At 66.6% G+C, this 20021-nt stretch carries 18 protein-coding genes, 2 tRNA genes and 1 pseudogene; 7 read left to right on the top strand and 14 right to left on the bottom strand.

Features of this window, described 5'->3' with window-relative positions; translation table 11 throughout:
* From dmpG to ACFOJE_RS11440, 3 genes and pseudogenes are all read left to right on the top strand, one after another.
* On the top strand, window positions 1-568 hold a 568-nt coding region (dmpG, locus tag ACFOJE_RS11450), incomplete at its 5' end, for a 4-hydroxy-2-oxovalerate aldolase (RefSeq protein WP_377814475.1).
* Between the two features lie 43 nt (window positions 569-611).
* Window positions 612-1613: a CDP-6-deoxy-delta-3,4-glucoseen reductase gene (locus tag ACFOJE_RS11445; RefSeq protein WP_377814474.1), complete on the top strand. Its 1002-nt coding sequence runs from the start codon at window positions 612-614 to the stop codon at window positions 1611-1613.
* Window positions 1614-1626: 13 nt separating this feature from the next.
* A pseudogene (locus tag ACFOJE_RS11440) lies at window positions 1627-1833 on the top strand (AEC family transporter); the annotation flags it as partial.
* A gap of 264 nt (window positions 1834-2097) precedes the next feature.
* Here ACFOJE_RS11440 and aqpZ read toward each other — a convergent pair.
* The gene (gene aqpZ, locus ACFOJE_RS11435) at window positions 2098-2805 is read right to left on the bottom strand and encodes an aquaporin Z (protein ID WP_377814473.1); all 708 of its coding nucleotides are present in this window, start codon (window positions 2803-2805) and stop codon (window positions 2098-2100) included.
* 402 nt (window positions 2806-3207) lie between these two features.
* On the opposite strand from aqpZ, the gene ACFOJE_RS11430 reads away from it, so the two are divergent.
* A complete protein-coding gene (locus ACFOJE_RS11430; protein ID WP_377814472.1) occupies window positions 3208-3459 on the top strand; it encodes a hypothetical protein in 252 nt (83 codons plus the stop codon).
* Between the two features lie 326 nt (window positions 3460-3785).
* Here ACFOJE_RS11430 and ACFOJE_RS11425 read toward each other — a convergent pair whose 3' ends face one another.
* The 4 genes from ACFOJE_RS11425 to ACFOJE_RS11410 all read right to left on the bottom strand — a co-directional run bounded on the left by ACFOJE_RS11425 (window position 3786) and on the right by ACFOJE_RS11410 (window position 8075).
* Window positions 3786-4844 (bottom strand): 2,3-butanediol dehydrogenase, encoded by a 1059-nt coding sequence (locus ACFOJE_RS11425; protein WP_377814481.1) that lies wholly within the window; start codon window positions 4842-4844, stop codon window positions 3786-3788.
* An 88-nt stretch (window positions 4845-4932) separates the two neighbouring features.
* Window positions 4933-6045: an acetoin dehydrogenase dihydrolipoyllysine-residue acetyltransferase subunit gene (locus tag ACFOJE_RS11420; RefSeq protein ID WP_377814471.1), complete on the bottom strand. Its 1113-nt coding sequence runs from the start codon at window positions 6043-6045 to the stop codon at window positions 4933-4935.
* Window positions 6042-7061 (bottom strand): alpha-ketoacid dehydrogenase subunit beta, encoded by a 1020-nt coding sequence (locus ACFOJE_RS11415; RefSeq protein WP_377814470.1) that lies wholly within the window; start codon window positions 7059-7061, stop codon window positions 6042-6044. The genes ACFOJE_RS11420 and ACFOJE_RS11415 overlap by 4 nt, the downstream gene beginning before the upstream one ends.
* A gap of 36 nt (window positions 7062-7097) precedes the next feature.
* Window positions 7098-8075 carry a thiamine pyrophosphate-dependent dehydrogenase E1 component subunit alpha gene (locus ACFOJE_RS11410; protein WP_377814469.1) on the bottom strand — a complete coding sequence of 326 codons (978 nt, stop codon included), beginning with the start codon at window positions 8073-8075 and terminating at the stop codon, window positions 7098-7100.
* 308 nt (window positions 8076-8383) lie between these two features.
* Between ACFOJE_RS11410 and ACFOJE_RS11405 the strand changes: the two genes are divergently transcribed.
* Window positions 8384-10264 (top strand): sigma-54-dependent Fis family transcriptional regulator, encoded by a 1881-nt coding sequence (locus ACFOJE_RS11405; RefSeq protein ID WP_377814468.1) that lies wholly within the window; start codon window positions 8384-8386, stop codon window positions 10262-10264.
* A 58-nt stretch (window positions 10265-10322) separates the two neighbouring features.
* Here the strand turns inward: ACFOJE_RS11405 and ychF are convergent, their stop codons facing one another.
* The 9 genes from ychF to ACFOJE_RS11360 form a co-directional block, all read right to left on the bottom strand.
* On the bottom strand, window positions 10323-11423 hold the full coding sequence (ychF, locus tag ACFOJE_RS11400; protein WP_377814467.1) for a redox-regulated ATPase YchF: 1101 nt from the start codon (window positions 11421-11423) through the stop codon (window positions 10323-10325).
* Between the two features lie 108 nt (window positions 11424-11531).
* Window positions 11532-12116 carry an aminoacyl-tRNA hydrolase gene (gene pth / locus ACFOJE_RS11395; RefSeq protein WP_377814466.1) on the bottom strand — a complete coding sequence of 195 codons (585 nt, stop codon included), beginning with the start codon at window positions 12114-12116 and terminating at the stop codon, window positions 11532-11534.
* Window positions 12117-12147: 31 nt separating this feature from the next.
* Complete coding sequence (locus tag ACFOJE_RS11390) at window positions 12148-12744, bottom strand: 50S ribosomal protein L25/general stress protein Ctc (protein ID WP_377814465.1); 597 nt, start codon at window positions 12742-12744, stop codon at window positions 12148-12150.
* Between the two features lie 123 nt (window positions 12745-12867).
* A complete protein-coding gene (locus ACFOJE_RS11385; RefSeq protein WP_377814464.1) occupies window positions 12868-13809 on the bottom strand; it encodes a ribose-phosphate pyrophosphokinase in 942 nt (313 codons plus the stop codon).
* 97 nt (window positions 13810-13906) lie between these two features.
* Window positions 13907-13981: transfer RNA gene (locus ACFOJE_RS11380), tRNA-Gln, on the bottom strand.
* 53 nt (window positions 13982-14034) lie between these two features.
* Window positions 14035-14109, bottom strand: a tRNA-Gln gene (locus ACFOJE_RS11375).
* A gap of 20 nt (window positions 14110-14129) precedes the next feature.
* Entirely contained in the window at window positions 14130-14996 is an 867-nt protein-coding gene (gene ispE / locus ACFOJE_RS11370) for a 4-(cytidine 5'-diphospho)-2-C-methyl-D-erythritol kinase (RefSeq protein ID WP_377814463.1), read from the bottom strand.
* Between the two features lie 2 nt (window positions 14997-14998).
* Window positions 14999-15619 (bottom strand): lipoprotein insertase outer membrane protein LolB, encoded by a 621-nt coding sequence (gene lolB / locus ACFOJE_RS11365; protein ID WP_377814462.1) that lies wholly within the window; start codon window positions 15617-15619, stop codon window positions 14999-15001.
* 9 nt (window positions 15620-15628) lie between these two features.
* Complete coding sequence (locus ACFOJE_RS11360) at window positions 15629-17362, bottom strand: tetratricopeptide repeat protein (RefSeq protein WP_377814461.1); 1734 nt, start codon at window positions 17360-17362, stop codon at window positions 15629-15631.
* 222 nt (window positions 17363-17584) lie between these two features.
* Between ACFOJE_RS11360 and hemA the strand changes: the two genes are divergently transcribed.
* Together hemA and prfA are read left to right on the top strand one after the other, a co-directional pair.
* Entirely contained in the window at window positions 17585-18856 is a 1272-nt protein-coding gene (gene hemA, locus ACFOJE_RS11355) for a glutamyl-tRNA reductase (RefSeq protein ID WP_377814460.1), read from the top strand.
* Window positions 18853-19935 (top strand): peptide chain release factor 1, encoded by a 1083-nt coding sequence (gene prfA / locus ACFOJE_RS11350; RefSeq protein WP_377814459.1) that lies wholly within the window; start codon window positions 18853-18855, stop codon window positions 19933-19935. The genes hemA and prfA overlap by 4 nt, the downstream gene beginning before the upstream one ends.
* The last annotated feature ends 86 nt before the right edge of the window (window positions 19936-20021 follow it).

The raw sequence follows: 20021 nt of genomic DNA, 5'->3' as shown, positions 1-20021 counted from the left end.
GAAGAAGATGGAGGGTTACGGCGCCACCTGCATCTACGTGGTCGACTCCGGCGGGGCGATGCAGATGCAGGACATCCGCGAGCGCTTCCGCGCGCTGAAGGACGCGCTCGATCCCGCGACCCAGACCGGCATCCACGCCCACCACAACCTGAGCCTGGGGGTGGCCAACTCCCTGGTCGCGGTGGAGGAGGGCTGCGACCGCATCGACGCCAGTCTGGCCGGGATGGGCGCCGGCGCCGGCAACGCGCCGCTGGAGGTGTTCGTCGCCGCGGCCGAGCGGCTGGGCTGGCAGCACGGCACCGACCTCTACACCCTGATGGACGCCGCCGACGAGCTCGTCCGCCCGCTGCAGGACCGGCCGGTGCGGGTCGACCGCGAGACCCTGGCGCTGGGTTATGCCGGGGTCTACTCCAGCTTCCTGCGCCATGCGGAGGTGGCGGCGCGCAAGTATGGGCTGAAGACCGTGGACATCCTGGTCGAGCTGGGCCGGCGGCGGATGGTCGGCGGCCAGGAGGACATGATCGTCGACGTGGCCCTGGACCTGCTCGCCGCCGGGCGCAACCACTGAGCGGCGGATGCATCGACAGATCAACCCGAGGGGGCGAACGACCATGAAATTCCACGTAGACATCCAGCCCTCGGGGCAGACGTTCGGCCTGGACGCCGGGCGGACCATTCTCGACGGCGCCCTGGCCGAGGGCCTGATGCTCCGCCACAGCTGCCGCACCGGGGCCTGCGGCAGCTGCAAGGGCAAGATCGCCAGCGGCAGCGTCGACCACGGCGAAAGCCCGCTGAGCGTGCTGCCCGAGGCGGAGCGGGCGGCCGGCCTGGCGCTGTTCTGCTGTGCCAGGCCGACCTCCGACCTGGTCATCGACGCACCGGAAGTCACCGCGCTGCGCGGCGTCACCGTGCAGCAGATGGGCGTGCGCGTGGCCAGTATCGACAGGGCCGGCGACGACGTGGCCATCGTCCGCCTGATGCTGCCGCCGGGCTCCCGCTTCGACTACTACGCCGGGCAGTACGCCCAGGTGCTGCTCAAGGACGGCAGTCGGCGCAGCTACTCCATGGCCACCCGCGCCGCCGCCGACGGCCAGATCGAATGGCACATCCGCCGGGTGCCGGGCGGGGCGTTCAGCGGCTTCGTGTTCGACGGCCTGAAACCCAAGACCGTGCTGCGCCTGGAAGGCCCGTTCGGTTCCTTCTACCTGCGCGACGGCAGCGGGCCGCTGGTGTTCCTCGCCACCGGCACCGGCTTCGCGCCGATCCGGGCGCTGCTGGAAGAACTGCGCGAACGGGCCGCAAACCGCCCAGTCCACCTCTACTGGGGCGGCCGCCGGCGCCAGGACCTGTATCGCCACGACGAACTGTTCGCCCTACAGGCCGAACTGCCCTGGCTGCAATACACCCCCGTCCTCTCCCGCCCGAGCGCGGCCTGCGACTGGCAGGGCGCCACCGGCCACGTGCAGGACCGGGTGCTGGAAGACTTTGCCAGCCTGAAGGACGCCGAGGTCTACGCCTGCGGCTCGCCGGCGATGATCGACGCGGCGCGTCGCCTGTTCGTTGCCGAGCGCCAGCTGGAGGAGGGGCGTTTCTATGCGGATGCGTTTGTCTGAGGAGGATTGTGTAACCTGGCCGCTTGCCTACTACGTTTTCAAGCTACCGCCTCTGTAGGCAAAGGCAGCCCTATTGTTGAGTGCGCTGCCGACGGGCACCGGGCCGTTTATGCTCGCGGAGTTTTATCGCCGCGAAGCCTCGGTGGTATCACGCACTATCCTGCTATCAACGCTCGGTTCTCTGATCACCCTCTCGCTATGCCTGTACTGGATTGGGTAGAAGTCGACGCCCGTATCTACTTCGGAGCGGCCTAGCTACTCCATGGCCCCCCGCGCCGCTGTACCGCTGTTCCGGCCCCGCATCTGAGACTGTTCTGATGGGGGAAGCGACCGGTTGGTAGCGGCCAGAAGTGGGCATTCGTCCACTCTCCGCAAAACAGACGTCAGACGGCGGAAAAACTCACGACTCGGTTGTCAGCTTGGCGAGCCATATGAATGAACTGTGTCGCGCTCCCGAGCACGCTCGGCAAGGAGAGCGCCCGTTTCAATCCCCTGTGCTACTAATTCCCCGGTAGACCAGAGCCCCGAGCAGGGCACCGATAATCGGGGCCACCCAGAACAGCCACAGCTGATCGATAGCCCAGCCGCCAGCATACAGAGCAACTCCGGTGCTGCGTGCCGGGTTCACCGAAGTGTTGGTGACCGGGATGCTGACCAGGTGGATCAGCGTCAGCGCCAAGCCAATGGGGACAGGCGCGAATCCGACTGGCGCACGCTTGGAGGTCGAGCCGAGGATGATCAGCAGGAAGAATGCGGTCATCACCACTTCACTGATTGCGGCAGCTAACAGCGAGTAGCCGCCAGGCGAGTGCTCGCCATAACCGTTGGAGGCGAAGCCTGCGGATACATCGAAGCCAGCGTGTCCGCTGGCGATCAGATAGAGCACGCCACCTGCAGCAAGTCCGCCCAGGAGTTGAGCGGCGATGTATGGTGGCAACTGCTTAGCCAGGAGTCGCCCGCCGGCCCACAAACCGATGGACACAGCGGGGTTGAAATGCCCTCCGGAGATATGCCCAACGGCGTAGGCCATGGTCAATACCGTTAGGCCGAAGGCCAGAGCAACTCCCAGAAGCCCAATCCCCACGTGAGGAAAGGTGGCAGCCAGCACTGCGCTACCGCAACCGCCCAAAACCAGCCAGAAAGTCCCTAGAAACTCAGCTCCATATGCTTTCATATGCCTGTCCTTTTGCAATGAAAGAAGCCTGTTCGCAATGCCGCGACTAGGCAAAAGCAGTGTAGATGGTGCTTTCTACGGGGGCGAAAGAATCTGCTCTGTGGCCGCGAGCCGAACAAAATCCATCCAATCGTCGTCCGGTTTGGGTCGACTTCAGCCTTTCTCGACCGGCAGCACCCGACCCAAAACTGCCTGTTTCACCGGACCGGAACCGCGCTGACAGAAAGGCACGGCCAACTACGCCTCCGTCCTAAGGACGCTCTCGGGGCCTCAGCGCCTGCAGAATGGTTTGATCTGACGGCGCCCTGAGTCGGCATGTCGTCGAACGGGAGACGTAATGCATTGGCAACCATGCGGCAGGCGACAGGAAAATCAGCTGTACTGAATATTCCCGATACCTAAGCGGCAGGAGGTAACCTCATGGCCCGCGCACTATTTACTGCAATGTTGACGGCGACTCTCCTCGTGGCATCGGTCGGTACGTCCTTGGCTACGGATCAAGCCGATCAACGTCGTGCCGCTCGGGGCCTTCGCCACGAAACGCGTCAGTCTGCCCGCCAGACCAAGCAGGATTGCCGCGCCGCCGACCAGAAAAGCAATGCCCAATGCCGGCAGGATAAGCGGCAGACCAAACAGCAAGGGCGGGAGAAAGCCCGAGACATCAAGTACTGAGCAGTGAGCACGACTTTGACCTCGCCCCCATTGCTGAAGCGCAGGGCTTTCATCGCAATGCACTCGAAGTTGCCACCGTCCCGCGACTCGTGGTGTGCGGCAACAGCGCAAGCGGGCGCTGGACACCACCTGGCGCTCCACCTCTCTGCACGGCAGCTTGCACACCGCCAGGATCCGCTTGGCAGCATTAACCAGGAAACGAAGTCGTAACGTGTCGCCTCGAACGTCTGCTTCGGCCGCTTTCTGCCTATGACGACAGATCGTTTGGGAGGGCGTAACCCCATTAGGGGGCAAGCCTCCCCGACGCCCGCCGCCTCGCGCCCTCTTCAATGCGGCGAAACAATGATCTTGACGTTGTGCTCCTTGTTGTTGACCAGTTCCTCGAAACCGCGGCCGACGATGTCTTCCAGGCCGATGCGGCCGGTGATCAGCGGTTCGACGTCCAGGCGGCCGTCGGCGATGAAGGCGATCACGTCGGCGAATTCGCCGTTGTAGGCCAGGGCGCCGATGACCTGTTTCTCGGTGGAGACCAGTTCGAAGAAGTTGAACGCGCTGGGTTCCTCGAAGATGCCGACCAGCACGCTCTTGCCGGCGTTGCGGATGACGTCGATGGCCAGCTTGGCGGTGTGCTGGTTGCCGATGCACTCGAAACTGACGTCGGCGCCGAGGCCGTGGGTGTGGGCGCGGATTTCCGCCAGCGCGTCGCATTCCTGGGGATCGAGCACCAGGCTCGCGCCCACTTCCAGCGCCTTGGCCTTGCGCGCCGAGGACATTTCCAGGGCGATCACCTGGGCCGCGCCGGCCGCCCTGGCGCACATGATGGTGCACAGGCCGATGGTGCCGGCGCCGACCACCACCACGTTCTGGCCGAGCAGGCTGCCGGCCTTCTTCACCGCGTGCATGCCCACCGCCAGCGGTTCGATCAGCGCGCCGGCCTCGACGGGGAAGCCGGCCGGCAGCTTGTAGAGCAGTTCGGCCGGCACGTTCACCCGTTCGGCGAAGGCGCCGTTGTTCATCAGCCCGGTGAAGGCCAGCTTCTCACAGAGGTTGTACAGGCCGCTGCGGCAGTAGTAGCAGGTGCCGCAGTGCTGGCAGGCGTCGGCGGCGATCCGCTCGCCGGGGGCGAAGCCGCTCACGCCGGCGCCGAGCTTGACGATCTCGCCGCTGAATTCGTGGCCGAGGATGCACTGGCCCTGGATGCCGGTGAGCGGGTGGGGCTTCTCGACCGGGATGAACACCGGGCCGGCGACGTATTCGTGCAGGTCCGAGCCGCAGATGCCGCACCAGTCGACGCGGATCTGCACCCAGCCGGGCGGCGGGTCGGCGGGCAGCGGCACGTCTTCGACGCGGATGTCCTGACGGCCGTGCCAGACGGCGGCGCGCATGGTGGCGCCAAGGGAGGTTGTCATTGTTCTTTTCTCCTTCAGGGCTTGCGATGAGTGGGCGACCGGCGCGGGCCGGCCGCCGCCGGTTTCAGTGTTGGGCGAGGAAGGCCTGGATCAGCCGGTTGACCTCATCGGCCGCTTCCATCTGCACCATGTGCGCCTGGCCCGGGAGGATCTCCACCTGCGCCTGCAGGCCCCGGGCATGGGCGGCGGGGATGATGGCGTCGTCGCTGCCCCAGATCACCAGCGCCGGATGGCGGCCCTGCTCCAGCACGCCGCGCAGGTCGATCCGCTGGCGGCCACCTTCGGACAACCGCTCGACCAACTGGCGCAGCGCCGCGTCGACGCCCTCCAGACGCTTGTACTTGAGCATGTCTTCCAGCATCTGCCGGGTGATCAGCGCCGGGTCGGAGAACAGCTGCACCAGTTGCGGCTTGAGGGCGTTGCGGTTGCTCGCTTCGACGAAGCCGTTGAGGTAGTCGCCGTTGATCTCCGCGCCCAGGCCGGCGCTGCCGATCAGGGTCAGCGAGAGCACCCGCTCGGGCGCCAGGCGCGCCAGGTTCAGCGATACCGCGCCGCCCATGGAGTGGCCGACGAGGTGCGCGCGCGGGATGTCCAGGTGGTCGAGCAGGGCCAGCGCGGCCCGGCTCAGCTCGTCGAGGTCGCCGCTTTTCAGCGTCTTGCCCGACTCGCCGTGGCCCGGCAGGTCGAGGGCGATCACCCGGCGGCCGGCGGCCAGCGCCTCGTGGTTGAACAGCCAGTTGTTCAGGTCGCCGCCGAAGCCATGGACCAGCAGCAGCGGGGCGCCGCCCTCGCCGCGGTCGAGGAAGCGGATGACGCGGCCGTCCAGCGCGACCTTCTGCGGCGCCGGGCCGCTGGCCTGCTCGTCTTCGCCGCCGGGCACGAACTCGGCCTGGAAGCGCTGCACCACGGCGTCGATCTCATCTTCGCTGGCCTCGCCTTCGACCACCACGGCGAGCAGGGCGCCGACCGGCAGGGTCTCGTCCTCCTTGGCGACGATGCGCCGCAGCACGCCGGAGAAGGGCGCCTCGACGCTGCTGGAGATCTTGTCGGTTTCCACGTCGAGCACCTCGTCGCCCTTGGCGATCTCGGCGCCTTCCTCCTTGAGCCAGGCGTTGACCTTGCCCTCGGTCATCGACAGCCCCCACTTCGGCATGGTCAGGGTATGGATCCGGCTCATGCGACCTTCCTCCTGTCGACGATCTTCAGAACGGCGGCTTCGATCTTCGCCGCGTTGGGGATGTACAGGTCTTCCAGGGCGTCGGTGAAGGGCACCGGGGTGTGCGGCGCGGTGACCATCTCGATCGGCGCCTTGAGAGCGGCGAAGGCCTTCTGCGCGACCAGCGCGGCGATGTCGGTGGCCACCGAGCAGCGCGGGTTGGCCTCGTCGATCACCACTAGGCGGCCGGTCTTCTCCACGCTTTCGAGGATGCTGTCCTCGTCCAGCGGGCTGGTGGTGCGCAGGTCGAGCACCTCGCAGCCGATGCCTTGGCGTGCCAGACCGGCGGCGGCCTCCATGGCCAGGTGAACCATGCGGCCGTAGCTGACCAGGGTCACGTCGTCGCCCTCGCGCAGGAAGTTGGCCTCGCCGAAGGGCACGCTGTACAGCTCTTCCGGCACCTCGCCCTGCATGCCGTAGAGCATCTTGTGTTCGAGGAAGATCACCGGGTCGTCGTCGCGGATCGCCTGGATCAGCAGGCCCTTGGCGTCGTAGGGCGAGGAGGGGCAGACCACCTTGAGGCCGGGGATGTGGGTCCAGAACGAGGTGAGCATCTGCGAGTGCTGGGCGGCGGCGCGCAGGCCGGCGCCGTACATTGCGCGCAGCACCAGCGGGGTGACCGTCTTGCCGCCGAACATGTAGCGGAATTTCGCCGCCTGGTTGAGGATCTGGTCCAGGCAGCAGCCGGCGAAGTCGACGAACATCAGTTCGCACACCGGGCGCAGTCCGCGGGTGGCGGCGCCGACCGCCGCGCCGACATAGGCGATCTCCGACAGCGGGGCGTCGAGCACCCGGCCGGGGAAGGGGTGGTAGAGCCCCTTGGTGACGCCGAGCACGCCGCCCCAGGCGTCCTGCTCGCCCGGTGCGCCGGCGCCGCCGGCGATGTCCTGGCCGATCAGGAAGACGGTCTCGTCGCGGTGCATCTCCTGGGCCATGGCTTCGTTGATGGCCTGCTGGTAGCTGATCTTTCTCGCCATGATGGTTTTCCTTCTTCTTGTTCTTGGAATGGGGGCTCAGGGGTAGGAGACGTAGACGTCTGCCAAGAGGTCTGTCGCCGGCGGCTTGGGATCGCTCTTGGCCCTGACCACGCTGTCCTCGATCAGCCGCTCCACCTCGCCGTCGATGTCGTCGAGCTGCGAGGCGTCGAGCAGGCCGACGGCAAGGGTGCGCTCGCGGAACTGCTTGAGGCAGTCGCGCTCCTCGCGGATCTGCCGCAGCTCGTCCAGGTCGCGGTAGGTCTGGGCGTCGCCTTCGAAGTGGCCGTAGTAGCGGGTCAGTTCCACCTCGATCAGCGACGGTCCGAGGCCTGCGCGGGCACGGGCCACGGCCTCGCCAGCGGCCTCGTGGACGGCGAAGAAGTCGAAGCCGTCCACCGTCACGCCGGGCATGCCGAAGGCGGCGGCGCGTTCGGCGATGCGGCCGCAGGCCACCGACCAGCCGGAGGCGGTGGCTTCGGCGTAGCCGTTGTTCTCGGCGACGAAGAGGCACGGCAGCTTCATGATCGAGGCCAGGTTCATCGCCTCGAACACGGCGCCCTCGTTGGAGCCGCCGTCGCCGAAGAAGGCCACGGCCACCGCGTCGCTGCCCTTGATCCTGGCGGCCAGCGCCGCACCGGCCGCCAGCGGCGCGCCGGCGCCGACGATGCCGTTGGCACCGAGCATGCCCTTGGACAGGTCGGCGATGTGCATGGAGCCGCCCTTGCCCTGGCAGACGCCGGTCTTCTTGCCGTAGATCTCGGCCATCATCCCGTGCACGTCCACGCCCTTGGCGATGCAGTGGCCGTGGCCGCGGTGGTTGGAGGCGATGCAGTCGTCGTCGCGCAGGTGGGCCATGACCCCGGCGGCGGAGGCTTCCTCGCCGGCGTAGAGGTGGACGAAGCCGGGAATCTCGCCGGTGGCGAATTCGATGTGCAGGCGTTCTTCGAAGACGCGGATGGTGCGCATCACGCGATAGGCGTGCAGCAGTTGCGCGGCTGGCAAGCGGATGGACATCTTGTTGTTCTCCGGGTGGGTGTCTTGATGTGCCCGGCCGGACATGGCCGTGGCCGGAGGAGCGGAGCAAGGGCGGTGCCAGGGGGCCGGATATCGGCCGAAAGCCCCGTGGCAGAGCGCTTTGGACCGGAGGGGGGAGTTTTGGAGGAGACCCGGACGAGACGCCGAGTATCGGAAAGGCGGCGGGCGGGGCGAGACGCTGAGACGCTCCGTCTCAGTACCGGGCTTCTCCGTCCTGCCGCTTGTCGCGGATCCCGGCAGGGTGCTTAATGGCGGGACAACAACAAGACACGAGAAACGGAGACGCCATGCTTTCCGCACACTCGAAGGACCACGTGGACTGCGTCAGCCGCGTGGTGAAGAACGCCGCGCGTCTGCCGCAGGCGCCGGTTCCCGCCCCCATCCTCGATTCCTGGCGCCGCTCGCTGGAGCAGCACCGACTCGATCCCGGCTCCCTGCAGGGGCCGCGCATCCTCGACCAGACTCAGCTCCGGGAGTGCCGCGAGCGCGCCGAGCCATTCCTGCGCATCGCCAGCGCGGAGGTCGGTCGCCTGCACGGCCAGGTGCGCGACGCCGACTACTGCGTGCTGCTCGCCGACGCCCAGGGGCGGACCCTCGACTACCGGGTCGACCCAGCGATCCGCCGCGACTGCCGCAAGGCCGGCCTCGACCTCGGCACCTGGTGGTCGGAGGGCGAGGAGGGCACCTGCGGCGTGGCCACCGTGCTGGCCAGCCGGATGCCGCTGACGGTGCACAAGCGCGACCACTTCCGCGCCGCCTTCATCGGCCTGACCTGCTCGGCGGCGCCGATCTTCGATCCGCAGGGCGAACTGCTCGGCGTGCTCGACGCCTCGGCGGTGCGCTCGCCGGACGACCGCCGCAGCCAGACCCTGATCCGCCAACTGGTGGCGCAGAGCGCTAGGCAGATCGAGAACGCCTTCTTCATGCACGGCGCCCAGGGCCACTGGATACTGCGTGCCCATGCCGTGCCGGGCTACGTCGACAGCCAGCCCGACTACTTGTTCGCCTGGGGCGCCGACGGCTGCCTGCTGGCGCTCAACCCGGCGGCGCGCCGCTACCTGCGCCAGCGTTTCGGCGAGGTTCCCAACCATATCGACGAGGTGTTCGAGCCGGATGCCCTGCACGCGGCGGCGGACGGCGCCCCCTGCCGGCTGCCCGGGGGCGGCGACGGCGAACTCTTGTACGTGCGCCTGAGCGTGCCGCCGCGCCCACAGCGGGTGCCGCAGGTCGACAAGCTGCGCGATGCCCGGCTCGATCCGCGCATCGCCGAGCACCTGCGCCTGGCTGTGCGGGTCAAGGACCGCAACCTGCCGCTGCTGGTCCAGGGCGAGACCGGCGCCGGCAAGGAGGTCTTCGCCCGCCAGGTGCACGAGGCCAGCGCCCGCCGCGGCAAGCCCTTCGTCACCCTGAACTGCGCGGCGATCCCGGAGAGCCTGATCGAGAGCGAACTGTTCGGCTACGCCGCCGGCGCCTTCACCGGCGCTTCCAGCAAGGGCATGCGCGGCCTGTTGCAGCAGGCCGACGGCGGCACCCTGTTCCTCGACGAGATCGGCGACATGCCGCTGACCTTGCAGACCCGTCTGCTACGGGCGCTCGCCGAGGGCGAGGTGGCGCCGCTGGGCGCCGCGCGGCGGCAGGCGGTGGACATCCAGGTGATCTGCGCCACCCACCGCGACCTGGCGGCGCTGGTGGCCGCCGGGAGCTTCCGCGAGGACCTGTACTTCCGCATCGGCGCCGCGCGCTTCGAGCTGCCGCCGCTGCGCAGCCGCAGCGACCGTCTGGCGCTGATCAACCGCGTGCTGGCGGAGGAGGCGGCGTCCTGCGGCGAGTCCGTCGGCCTGAGCGCAGCGGCGCTGGAGCGGCTGCTCGGCTACCGTTGGCCGGGCAACCTGCGCCAGCTCCGCCATGTCCTGCGCTATGCCTGCGCGGTGTGCACCGGCGGCGTGATCCGCTGCGCCGACCTGCCGGCCGAGTTGCGCGGCGACGCTCCGCCCGAGGCGCAGTCCGCTCCGGCGGCCAATCCCGAACGCCAGGCGCTGCTCGACGCCCTGACCCGGCACCGCTGGAAGCCGGGGCCGGCGGCCGAGTCCCTGGGCATCTCGCGGGCCACCCTGTATCGCCGGGTCCGCCAGCACGGCATCGAGATGCCGGGCAAGCGGCGAAGCTGAGTGGCCCCCTGAAAGCGAAAAGCCCCGGAGGTCCGGGGCTTTTTCGTGAGGAGGGCGATCAGACGTTGAAGCGGAAGTGCATCACGTCGCCGTCCTTGACGATGTAGTCCTTGCCTTCCAGGCGCCACTTGCCGGCTTCCTTGGCGCCGGCTTCGCCCTTGTACTGGATGAAGTCTTCGTAGGCGATGACTTCGGCGCGGATGAAGCCCTTCTCGAAGTCGGTATGGATCACGGCGGCGGCCTGCGGGGCGGTGGCGCCGATCTTGACGGTCCAGGCGCGCACTTCCTTGACCCCGGCGGTGAAGTAGGTCTGCAGGTTGAGCAACTGGTATCCGGCGCGGATCACCCGGTTCAGGCCCGGTTCTTCCATGCCCATGGACTCGAGGAACATCTGCTTTTCCTCGTCGTCGTCCAGCTCGGCGATTTCCGCTTCGATCTTGTTGCACACCGGCACCACGATCGCGCCTTCTTCCTCGGCGATGGCGCGGACCACGTCCAGGTGCGGGTTGTTCTCGAAGCCATCCTCGGCGACGTTGGCGATGTACATCACCGGCTTGCTGGTCAGCAGGTGGAAGCCCCTGATCAGGCGCTTTTCCTCGTCGCCCAGGTTTTTCATCAGCGAGCGGGCCGGCTTGCCGGCGCTGAAGTGCGGGATCAACTGTTCGAGGATGGCCTTCTGCGCCAGGGCTTCCTTGTCGCCGCCCTTGGCGTTGCGGGCGACCTTCTGCAGCTGCTTCTCGCAGCTGTCGAGGTCGGCGAAGATCAGTTCGAGGTCGATGATCTCGATGTCGCGCTTGGGATCGACGCTGTTGGCGACGTGGATGACGTTGTCGTCCTCGAAGCAGCGCACCACGTGGGCGATGGCGTCGGTCTCGCGGATGTTGGCCAGGAACTTGTTGCCCAGGCCCTCGCCCTTGGAGGCGCCGGCGACCAGGCCGGCGATGTCGACGAACTCCATGGTGGTCGGCAGCACGCGCTCGGGCTTGACGATCTCGGCCAGGGCGTCGAGACGCGGGTCGGGCATCGGCACGATACCGCTGTTCGGCTCGATGGTGCAGAAGGGGAAGTTCTCCGCTGCGATGCCGGACTTGGTGAGGGCGTTGAACAGGGTGGATTTGCCGACGTTGGGCAGGCCGACGATGCCGCAGTTGAATCCCATGGTGTTTCCCTCGCGGAAAAGTGGAGTCTAGTGAGAGGTCGTGACGGTGCGAGCGCCGCAGGGGCGGGATAGGTCGTCAGGACGGCGAATCGCGCAGCGCATTGCCGCTCAGGCCTTCTGGCTGTGCAGCCGCTGCATGGCGCGGGTCCAGTCCCCGGCGAGGATATCCGGCAGCACGCCAAGGGCGAAATCGATGCTGGCGTCGAGCTTTTCCCGTTCGGCTTGCGGGGCGCGGCCGAGCACGTAGCCGGACACCTGGCTGCTGTGGCCGGGGTGGCCTATGCCCAGACGCAGGCGGTAGAAGCCGTTCTGGTTGCCCAGCTGGGCGATGATGTCGCGCAGCCCGTTGTGACCGCCGTGGCCGCCGCCTTTCTTGAGCTTGGCGACGCCGGGGGGCATGTCGAGTTCGTCGTGGGCCACCAGGATCGCTTCCGGCTCGATGCGATAGAAGCCCGCGAGGGCTGCCACGGCCTGGCCGCTGCGGTTCATGTAGGTGGTGGGAATCAGCAGACGAACGTCTTGGCCCTGATGGGTGAATTTTCCCGTCAGGCCGAAAAACTTGCGGTCGGAGCTGAGGCTGACGCGCTGTGCGGACGCCACGCGCTCAACGAAAAGGGCCCCTGCATTGTGCCGGGTCTGGTCGTATTCGGGGCCGGGATTACCCAGGCCGACGATCAGTTTCACGGCAGTCATCGCAGGAGCCCTCTTGTAGAAGACGCTGGAATTACTCGGCGCCTTCTTCCTTCACGCGGGAAGCGTGGATGTTGGCGACGGCCAGGTCATTGCCATGGGCCAGGGCCACCAGCTCGACGCCAGCCGGAACAGCCAGGTCAGACAGGTGGACGGTCTGACCGATTTCGACCTTAGCCAGGTCGACTTCGATGAATTCCGGCAGGTCCTTCGGCAGGCAGGACACTTCCACTTCGGAGATGGTGTGGGAGACTTCGCCGCCCTGCTGCTTCACGGCAGGCGCGGTTTCGGCGTTGATGAAGTGCAGCGGAACGTGGGCAGTCAGCTTGTGGTCGGCGACGACGCGCACGAAGTCGGCGTGCAGGACGAAGCTCTTGGCCGGATGGCGCTGCAGGGCTTTGATCAGCACGGTCTCGGTGGCGCCGGCGATGTTCAGGGCGATCACGTGGCTGAAGGCAGCCTCGTTCTCGATCAGCTTGGCCACTTCGTTGGCCTGCAGGCTGATGGACTGGGGAGCCTTGTCGCCACCGTAGATCACGGCGGGAACCAGGTTGGCGTTACGACGCAGGCGGCGGCTCGCACCTTTCCCCAAGTCGGAACGCACTTCGGCATTCAGGGCAAATTCGATCATTGCATCATTCTCCAATATGGCCATTCGGCCCTTCCGCTTGCGACCAGCGTCCGGGCGTTTGGCAAAAAGCCCCGCACGGGGCGGGGCGTATTTCATCAGCGAGTGTTCGCCGGGGCCAGGCCCTCAGCGGAACATCGCGCTGATCGATTCTTCGTTGCTGATGCGGCGGACCGCTTCAGCCACTACCGGTGCGATATCCAGCTGGCGGATGCGCGAGCAGGCCTGCGCAGCGGCGGACAGCGGAATGGTGTTGGTCACGACCAACTCGTCCAGCACCGAGTTCCCGATGTTCTCGATGGCGCGGCCGGACAGCACCGGGTGGGTGCAGTAGGCGTAGACCTTGGCGGCGCCGTGCTCCTTCAGTGCCTTGGCGGCATGGCAGAGGGTGCCGGCGGTATCGACCATGTCGTCGACCACGATGCAGGTGCGGCCTTCCACGTCGCCGATGATGTGCATGACTTCGGAGACGTTGGGTTTCGGCCGGCGCTTGTCGATGATGGCGAGATCAACACCCAGGGATTTGGCCACGGCACGGGCGCGAACCACGCCGCCGATGTCCGGCGAGACGATGATCAGGTTCTCGAAACGCTGGTCTTCGATGTCGTCGACCAGGGTCGGCGAGCCGTAGATGTTGTCCACGGGAACGTCGAAGAAGCCCTGGATCTGGTCGGCGTGCAGGTCGACGGTCAGCACGCGGTTGATGCCAACGCCTGCCAGCATGTCGGCCACCACCTTGGCGCTGATCGCCACGCGGGCGGAGCGCGGGCGGCGGTCCTGGCGGGCATAGCCGAAGTAGGGAACGACCGCGGTGATCCGCGAGGCCGAGGAACGGCGGAAGGCGTCGGCCATCACTACCAGTTCCATGAGGTTATCGTTGGTCGGGGCGCAAGTCGGTTGAATGATGAAGACATCCTTGCCGCGGACGTTCTCATTGATTTCAACACTGATTTCCCCGTCGGAGAACTTGCCTACGGAGGCGTCGCCGAGGGGGATATGCAGTTGACGTACGACGCGACGCGCCAGATCGGGGTTGGCGTTCCCCGTGAAGACCATCATCTTGGACACGCGCAGTACCTGCCGGCTGAGGGTGGACCTGATGAAAATTAAAAAGCTGCTCAAAAAGGCGGCCAGCAGCAGCATTTTTGAACAGCTTCCAGAAATATGGCAGGGGCGGCTGGATTCGAACCAACGCATGGCAGGATCAAAACCTGCTGCCTTACCGCTTGGCGACGCCCCTGTGGGTTTACATTCGCAATGCCGATTCGCCGCGTGTGAAACCTGAGGAGGTTATGGCAGGGGCGGCTGGATTCGAACCAACGCATGGCAGGATCAAAACCTGCTGCCTTACCGCTTGGCGACGCCCCTGTATCACACAACATCGAATGCTAGGCATTCGCTTCCTGCGCCAGTGCCTCGAGCCTGCGGTGCAGCATGGAGATGTTGCGACCTTGAGCGACGAAGCTCGGCAATGTCACTGGAAGTTGGCGGGCGACTTTATCAGCATCGCCTTGATTTGGGAAGCTCCCAAACACACAAGCTCCAGTGCCGGTCATCTTTGCAGGAACAAATTTGTTCAGCAAGTTCAAAGCGTTACGAACTTCTGGGTAACGCTTCTCGACAACCGGTTGGCAGTCGTTGTGACCACCCCCTGCAAGAAGGCTGCGAACTGTAATAGGCGGAGTGCTTCGTGTCAACTCTGGGGCGGAGAAAATTTCTGCTGTGCTGACAAAGACTTGCGGTGCTACGACGAGGAACCAGGGTTCGCTCAGCTCGACCGGCTGGAGGCGTTCGCCGACGCCTTCGGCGAACGCCGCACGGCCGCGTACGAAGACCGGGACATCGGCGCCCAGCGCCAGGCCGAGTTCGGCCAGGCGGTCCTCGTCCCAGCCGAGCCGCCAGAGATGGTTGAGGCCGAGCAGGGTGGTGGCGGCATCCGAGCTGCCGCCGCCGATGCCGCCGCCCATGGGCAGGCGCTTGTCCAGCCAGATATCGGCCCCCAGCGGGCAGCCGCTCTGCTGCTGCAGACTGCGGGCAGCCTTGACGATCAGATTGCTGTCGTGGGGGACGCCGGGAATCTCCGTATGCAGGCGGATCTCGCCGTCCTCGCGCACGGCGAAGCCGAGTTCGTCGCCATAGTCGAGGAACTGGAACAGGGTCTGCAGCTCGTGATAGCCGTCGGCGCGGCGGCCGACGATGTGCAGCATCAGGTTCAGTTTGGCCGGGGCCGGCAGGGTCAGTTGGGCTTGCTTCATGATCAGAATCCTAGTCGGCGCGGCTGCCAGTCCTTGATCACCAGGGTGACGATCAGGTCCTTGCCGTAAATTTTCAGGCGTTCCGGCAACCAGTGGCCGTTATGTTCGGCGTACTGCTGGTATTCGACTCGCCAGCCATCCTGCTGCAGCCGGGCCAGGTGGCTGTCGCCGTCGAGGGTGAGTTGGCTGTGGCTGTCGGGGGCTGGCAGACCGCGCACCCACCAGAGCAAGTGCGACACCGGCAGGCGCCAGCCGAGCTCCCTTTCCAGCAGACTTTCTGGCGAACCGGCCTCGTAGCGGCCCTTTCCGGCGATCTCCAGAACGATCCTGCCGGGGCGGCCGGTCAGGCGGGTGGCTCCCCGGCCGAGCGGACCGGACAGGCGGATGTCGTAGTAGTCCTGGCGCTGCAGCCAGAACAGGGTGCCGCTGCCGGAGTCGCCGGGCGACTGGATGCCGACCTTGCCATTGATCTGCCAGGCGTCGAGGGCGCTGATCTCCTCCTTGTGCGCCCGCCATCGGCTGGGGTCGCCCTGGCCCTCGAGGGCCTCGCGGGACGTGAGGCCGGCGCAGCCGGCCAGCAGGGCGATCAGGCTGAAGGCGAGGAGCTGGCGTAACAGACGCATGGGCATGGCTCAGCGTTTCTCGGATCCGGTCAGGCGCTGCTGGGTGCTGCGCACGGTGGGGCTGTCGGGATTTTCCTTGAGGGCCTTGCTCCAGACCTGGCGGGCTTCCCGTTGCTTGCCCTGGGCCCAGAGCACTTCGCCCAGGTGGGCGGCCACCTCCTGATCGGGCAGGCGCTCGAGGGCCTGGCGCAACAGGCGTTCGGCGTCTCTCAGGTTGCCCTGACGGTAGTTCACCCAGCCGAGGCTGTCGAGGATGGCTGGATCGTTCGGGTTGATCTGGTACGCCTGCTCGATCAGGGTCCTGGCCTCGTCGTAGCGCGTGGTGCGATCGGCCAAGGTATACCCGAGGGCGTTCAGTGCCATGGCGTTGTCCGGCTCGCGCTGGAGGATGAAGCGCAGGTCGCGCTCGAGCTGGGACAGATCGCTGCGCTTCTCCGCCAGCATGGCTCGGGTGTAGAGCAGGTTGAGGTCGTCGGGGAACTGCTGCAGGGCCTGTTCGATGACCTGCCAGGCACGGTCCTGCTGCTGGCGGTTGGACAGGGCTTCGGCCTCGATCAGGTACAGTTGCAGGGCGAAGTCCGGGTGGTTGGCGCGCGCCTTGGCCAGGTTCGCCGAGGCCTCCGCGGAGTGGCCGCTGTCCAGGAGGATCTCGCTCTGGCGCTGCTGCGCCGGGAGGAAGTAGTTGCCGGGCGCGACCAGGAGGTATTCGATCAGGGCGCTCTGCGGGTCCTTGCGCTCTTCGTAGACCCGGCCCAGGTGGAAGTGCGCCGCATCCACATAGCTGCCGCGCTCGATCAGCTCCTGCAGGTAGACCGCCGCCTCGTCCCAGTCCTTGTCCTCCATGCAGACCAGGGCCATGGACAGCCGCAGCTCGTCATCCTCAGGGAACTGCTGGACCAGTCCGGCGAACTCCGACTTGGCGTCGCCGATCTTGCCCTGCTCGACCAGTAGGCGGGCATAGGTCAGGCGCAGGCGCTTGTCGTCGGGGTGCTGGCGTATGCCCTTGCGCAGCAGCGGCAGGGCTTCGTCGGTGCGCGAAAGACTCTGCAGCAGACGCGCGCGCAGCAGCAGCGGGGCGATCTCGCGCTCGCTGGCCGGATGCTTCTCGAGCAGTTGCAGGGCTGCCTGGGGCTGGTTGTCCTGTTGCAGCAGCAGTGCCTTGCCGAACAATAGCTGGCCGTTGTCCGGGGACTTGGCGAGCAGCCGGTCGAAGCTCTGCAGCAGCCCGGCGCGCGTCTCGGGGTCGCTTTCCGCGGCAGCCAGGGCCAGGAAGTCGAAATGGGTGTCGCCCTGGGCCTGCAGAACCCGCTCCATGTAGCGCATGGATTCGTCGTAGCGACCGTTGCGCGCCAGCTGGACCGCAGCCGCGCGCTGGGCGTCGAGATTGCTCGGGGCGCTGTCGGCCCAGATCAGCACGGTCTCCAGGGCAGCCTGATCGGCGCCCAGGTATTCGGCGATGCGGAAGGCGCGTTCGGCCACGCCCGGGTCGTGGGTCTCCCGTGCCTGCTGCACGTAGCCGGCGAGGGAGATGTCGAAACGGTTGCGTTGTCCGGCCAGTTCGGCGACCAGCAGGGTGTACAGGCTCTCTTCGCTGAAGTCGCGCACCTTCGGCGGCGGCGGCGACTCGACCTTGACCGGCGCCGGCATGGCTTCCTGGGTCGGTTGGCTGCCGTCCGGCTGGGAGATGCTTTGGCAGCCGCCGAGAAGTACCAGAGCGGTCAGCGAGGCGAAGAGTCTATTCATAGGGAGAGAGAGCGATGGCTGGACCAAAAGTGGGCGACATCATGACACAAGCCGCCGGTCAAGCCCATGTTTGAAGCGTCCGGACGGGTGGTCCGGGCGGTCGGGCGCAGGCTTTCGGGCTGCCGCCATGCCAAACAATTGGGACAATGGAGGGCGACAGTTGTTCTCGAACAGTCTAAGTAGGACAATTGCCGGCTTCCCTGTTTCGATCAGCGAACCTGAATGGCTTTCCTCGCCCTCGGTATCAATCACAAGACCGCCTCGGTAGATGTCCGCGAACGCGTGGCGTTCACGCCCGTGCAACTGGTCGAGGCGCTGAAGCAGCTCTGCCGGAGCACCGACAGCCGCGAAGCGGCGATCCTCTCCACCTGCAACCGCAGCGAACTCTACCTGGAGCAGGATAGCCCGACGGCGGACAGGGTGCTGCAGTGGCTGGCGGAGTACCACAAGGTGAGCCTGGAAGCGCTGCGTGCCTGCGCCTACATCCATGTCGACGAATCGGCGGTGCGCCACATGATGCGCGTCGCCTCGGGGCTCGATTCCATGGTGCTCGGCGAGCCGCAGATCCTCGGCCAGATGAAGTCCGCCTATGCCGTGGCGCGCGAGGCCGGTACCGTCGGCCCGCTGCTCGGCCGGCTGTTCCAGGCCACCTTCAGCACTGCCAAGACGGTCCGCACCGATACCGCCATCGGCGAAAACCCGGTGTCGGTGGCCTTCGCCGCGGTCAGTCTGGCCAAGCAGATCTTCAGCGACCTCAGCCGCACCCAGGCGCTGCTGATCGGCGCCGGCGAGACCATCACCCTGGTCGCCCGGCACCTGCACGAGCAGGGCGTGCGGCACATCGTGGTCGCCAACCGCACCCTGGAGCGCGCCAGCATGCTCGCCGAGCAGTTCGGCGCTCAGGCGATCCTGCTCGCCGACATCGGTCAGGTGCTGCCCGGCAGCGACATCGTCATCAGTTCCACGGCCAGCCAGCTGCCGATCCTCGGCAAGGGCGCGGTGGAGCGGGCGCTGAAGCAGCGCAAGCACAAGCCGATGTTCATGGTCGACATCGCCGTGCCGCGGGACATCGAGCCGGAAGTGGGCGATCTGGACGACGTCTATCTGTACAGCGTCGACGATCTGCACGAAGTCATCCAGGAAAACCTCAAAAACCGCCAGGGCGCGGCCCAGGCGGCGGAGGAGCTGGTCGCCGCCGGCGCCGACGATTTCATGCTGCGCCTGCGCGAACTGGCCGCGGTGGATGTGCTCAAGGCCTACCGCCAGCAGGCCGCGCGGCTGCGCGACGAGGAGCTGGCCAAGGCGCTGCGCTTGCTGGCCAACGGCGCTGCCGCGGAAGAGGCGCTGGCGCAACTGGCCCGCGGACTGACCAACAAGCTGCTGCACGCGCCCAGCGTGCAGCTGAAGAAATTCTCCGCCGAGGGCCGCTTCGAAGCGCTGGCGATAGCCCAGGAACTCTTCGCCCTCGACGAGACCGAGTCGAAACCACGATGAAAGCGTCCCTGCTGAACAAACTGGATCTGATCCGCGACCGCTACGAGGAACTCACCGCGCTGCTCGGCGACGCCGAGGTGATCAGCGAGCAGAGCCGTTTCCGCGCCTATTCCAAGGAATACGCCGAGGTCGAGCCGGTGGTCGCCGCCTATCGCGAGTTCCGCAAGGTGCAGGACGATCTCGACGGCGCCCAGGCGCTGCTCAAGGATAGCGACCCGGACCTGCGCGAAATGGCCGCCGAGGAGGTGGCCGAGGGCAAGCGGCAGCTCGCCGAGCTGGAAGACCGCCTGCAGCGCATGCTGCTGCCCAAGGACCCCAACGATGACCGCAACGTGTTCCTCGAGATCCGCGCCGGCACCGGCGGCGACGAGGCGGCGATCTTCTCCGGCGATCTGTTCCGCATGTATTCGCGCTATGCGGAGAAGCAGGGCTGGCGCATCGAGATCCTCTCGGAGAACCCCGGCGAGCACGGCGGTTACAAGGAGATCATCACCCGCGTCGAGGGCGACCGCGTCTACGCCAAGCTGAAGTTCGAATCCGGCGCCCATCGCGTGCAGCGCGTACCGGAAACCGAATCCCAAGGCCGCATCCACACCTCGGCCTGCACCGTGGCGGTGCTGCCGGAGCCGGACGAGCAGGCGGCGATCGAGATCAACCCGGCCGACCTGCGCGTCGACACCTACCGCTCCTCGGGCGCCGGCGGCCAGCACGTGAACAAGACCGACTCGGCGATCCGCATCACCCACCTGCCGACCGGAATCGTGGTCGAATGCCAGGAAGAGCGCTCGCAGCACAAGAACCGCGCCAAGGCCATGGCTTGGCTGGCGGCCAAGCTGCAGGACCAGCAGGACGCCGCCGCGCACAAGGAAATCTCCGAGACGCGCAAGCTGCTGGTCGGCTCCGGAGATCGCTCCGAGCGCATCCGCACCTACAACTTCCCGCAGGGCCGGGTCACCGACCACCGCATCAACCTGACCCTCTACGCCCTCGACGAGGTCATGGCCGGCGGCGTAGACGCGGTGATCGAGCCGCTGCTCAGCGAATACCAGGCCGACCAGTTGGCCGCGCTGGGCGATTGATTCTTGTGATGCCGTAGGGTGGAAAACCCGCGCAGCGGTTTTCCTCCTGCGGAGCCGCGCCGGACAGCGCTGCTGTTGTCCGGCGC

This window comes from Azotobacter bryophylli (genome assembly GCF_042643485.1).
GTDB lineage: Bacteria > Pseudomonadota > Gammaproteobacteria > Pseudomonadales > Pseudomonadaceae > Azotobacter > Azotobacter bryophylli.
Note: the sequence above shows the minus strand (reverse complement) of the source record. Positions and strands in the feature narration are given on the sequence as shown.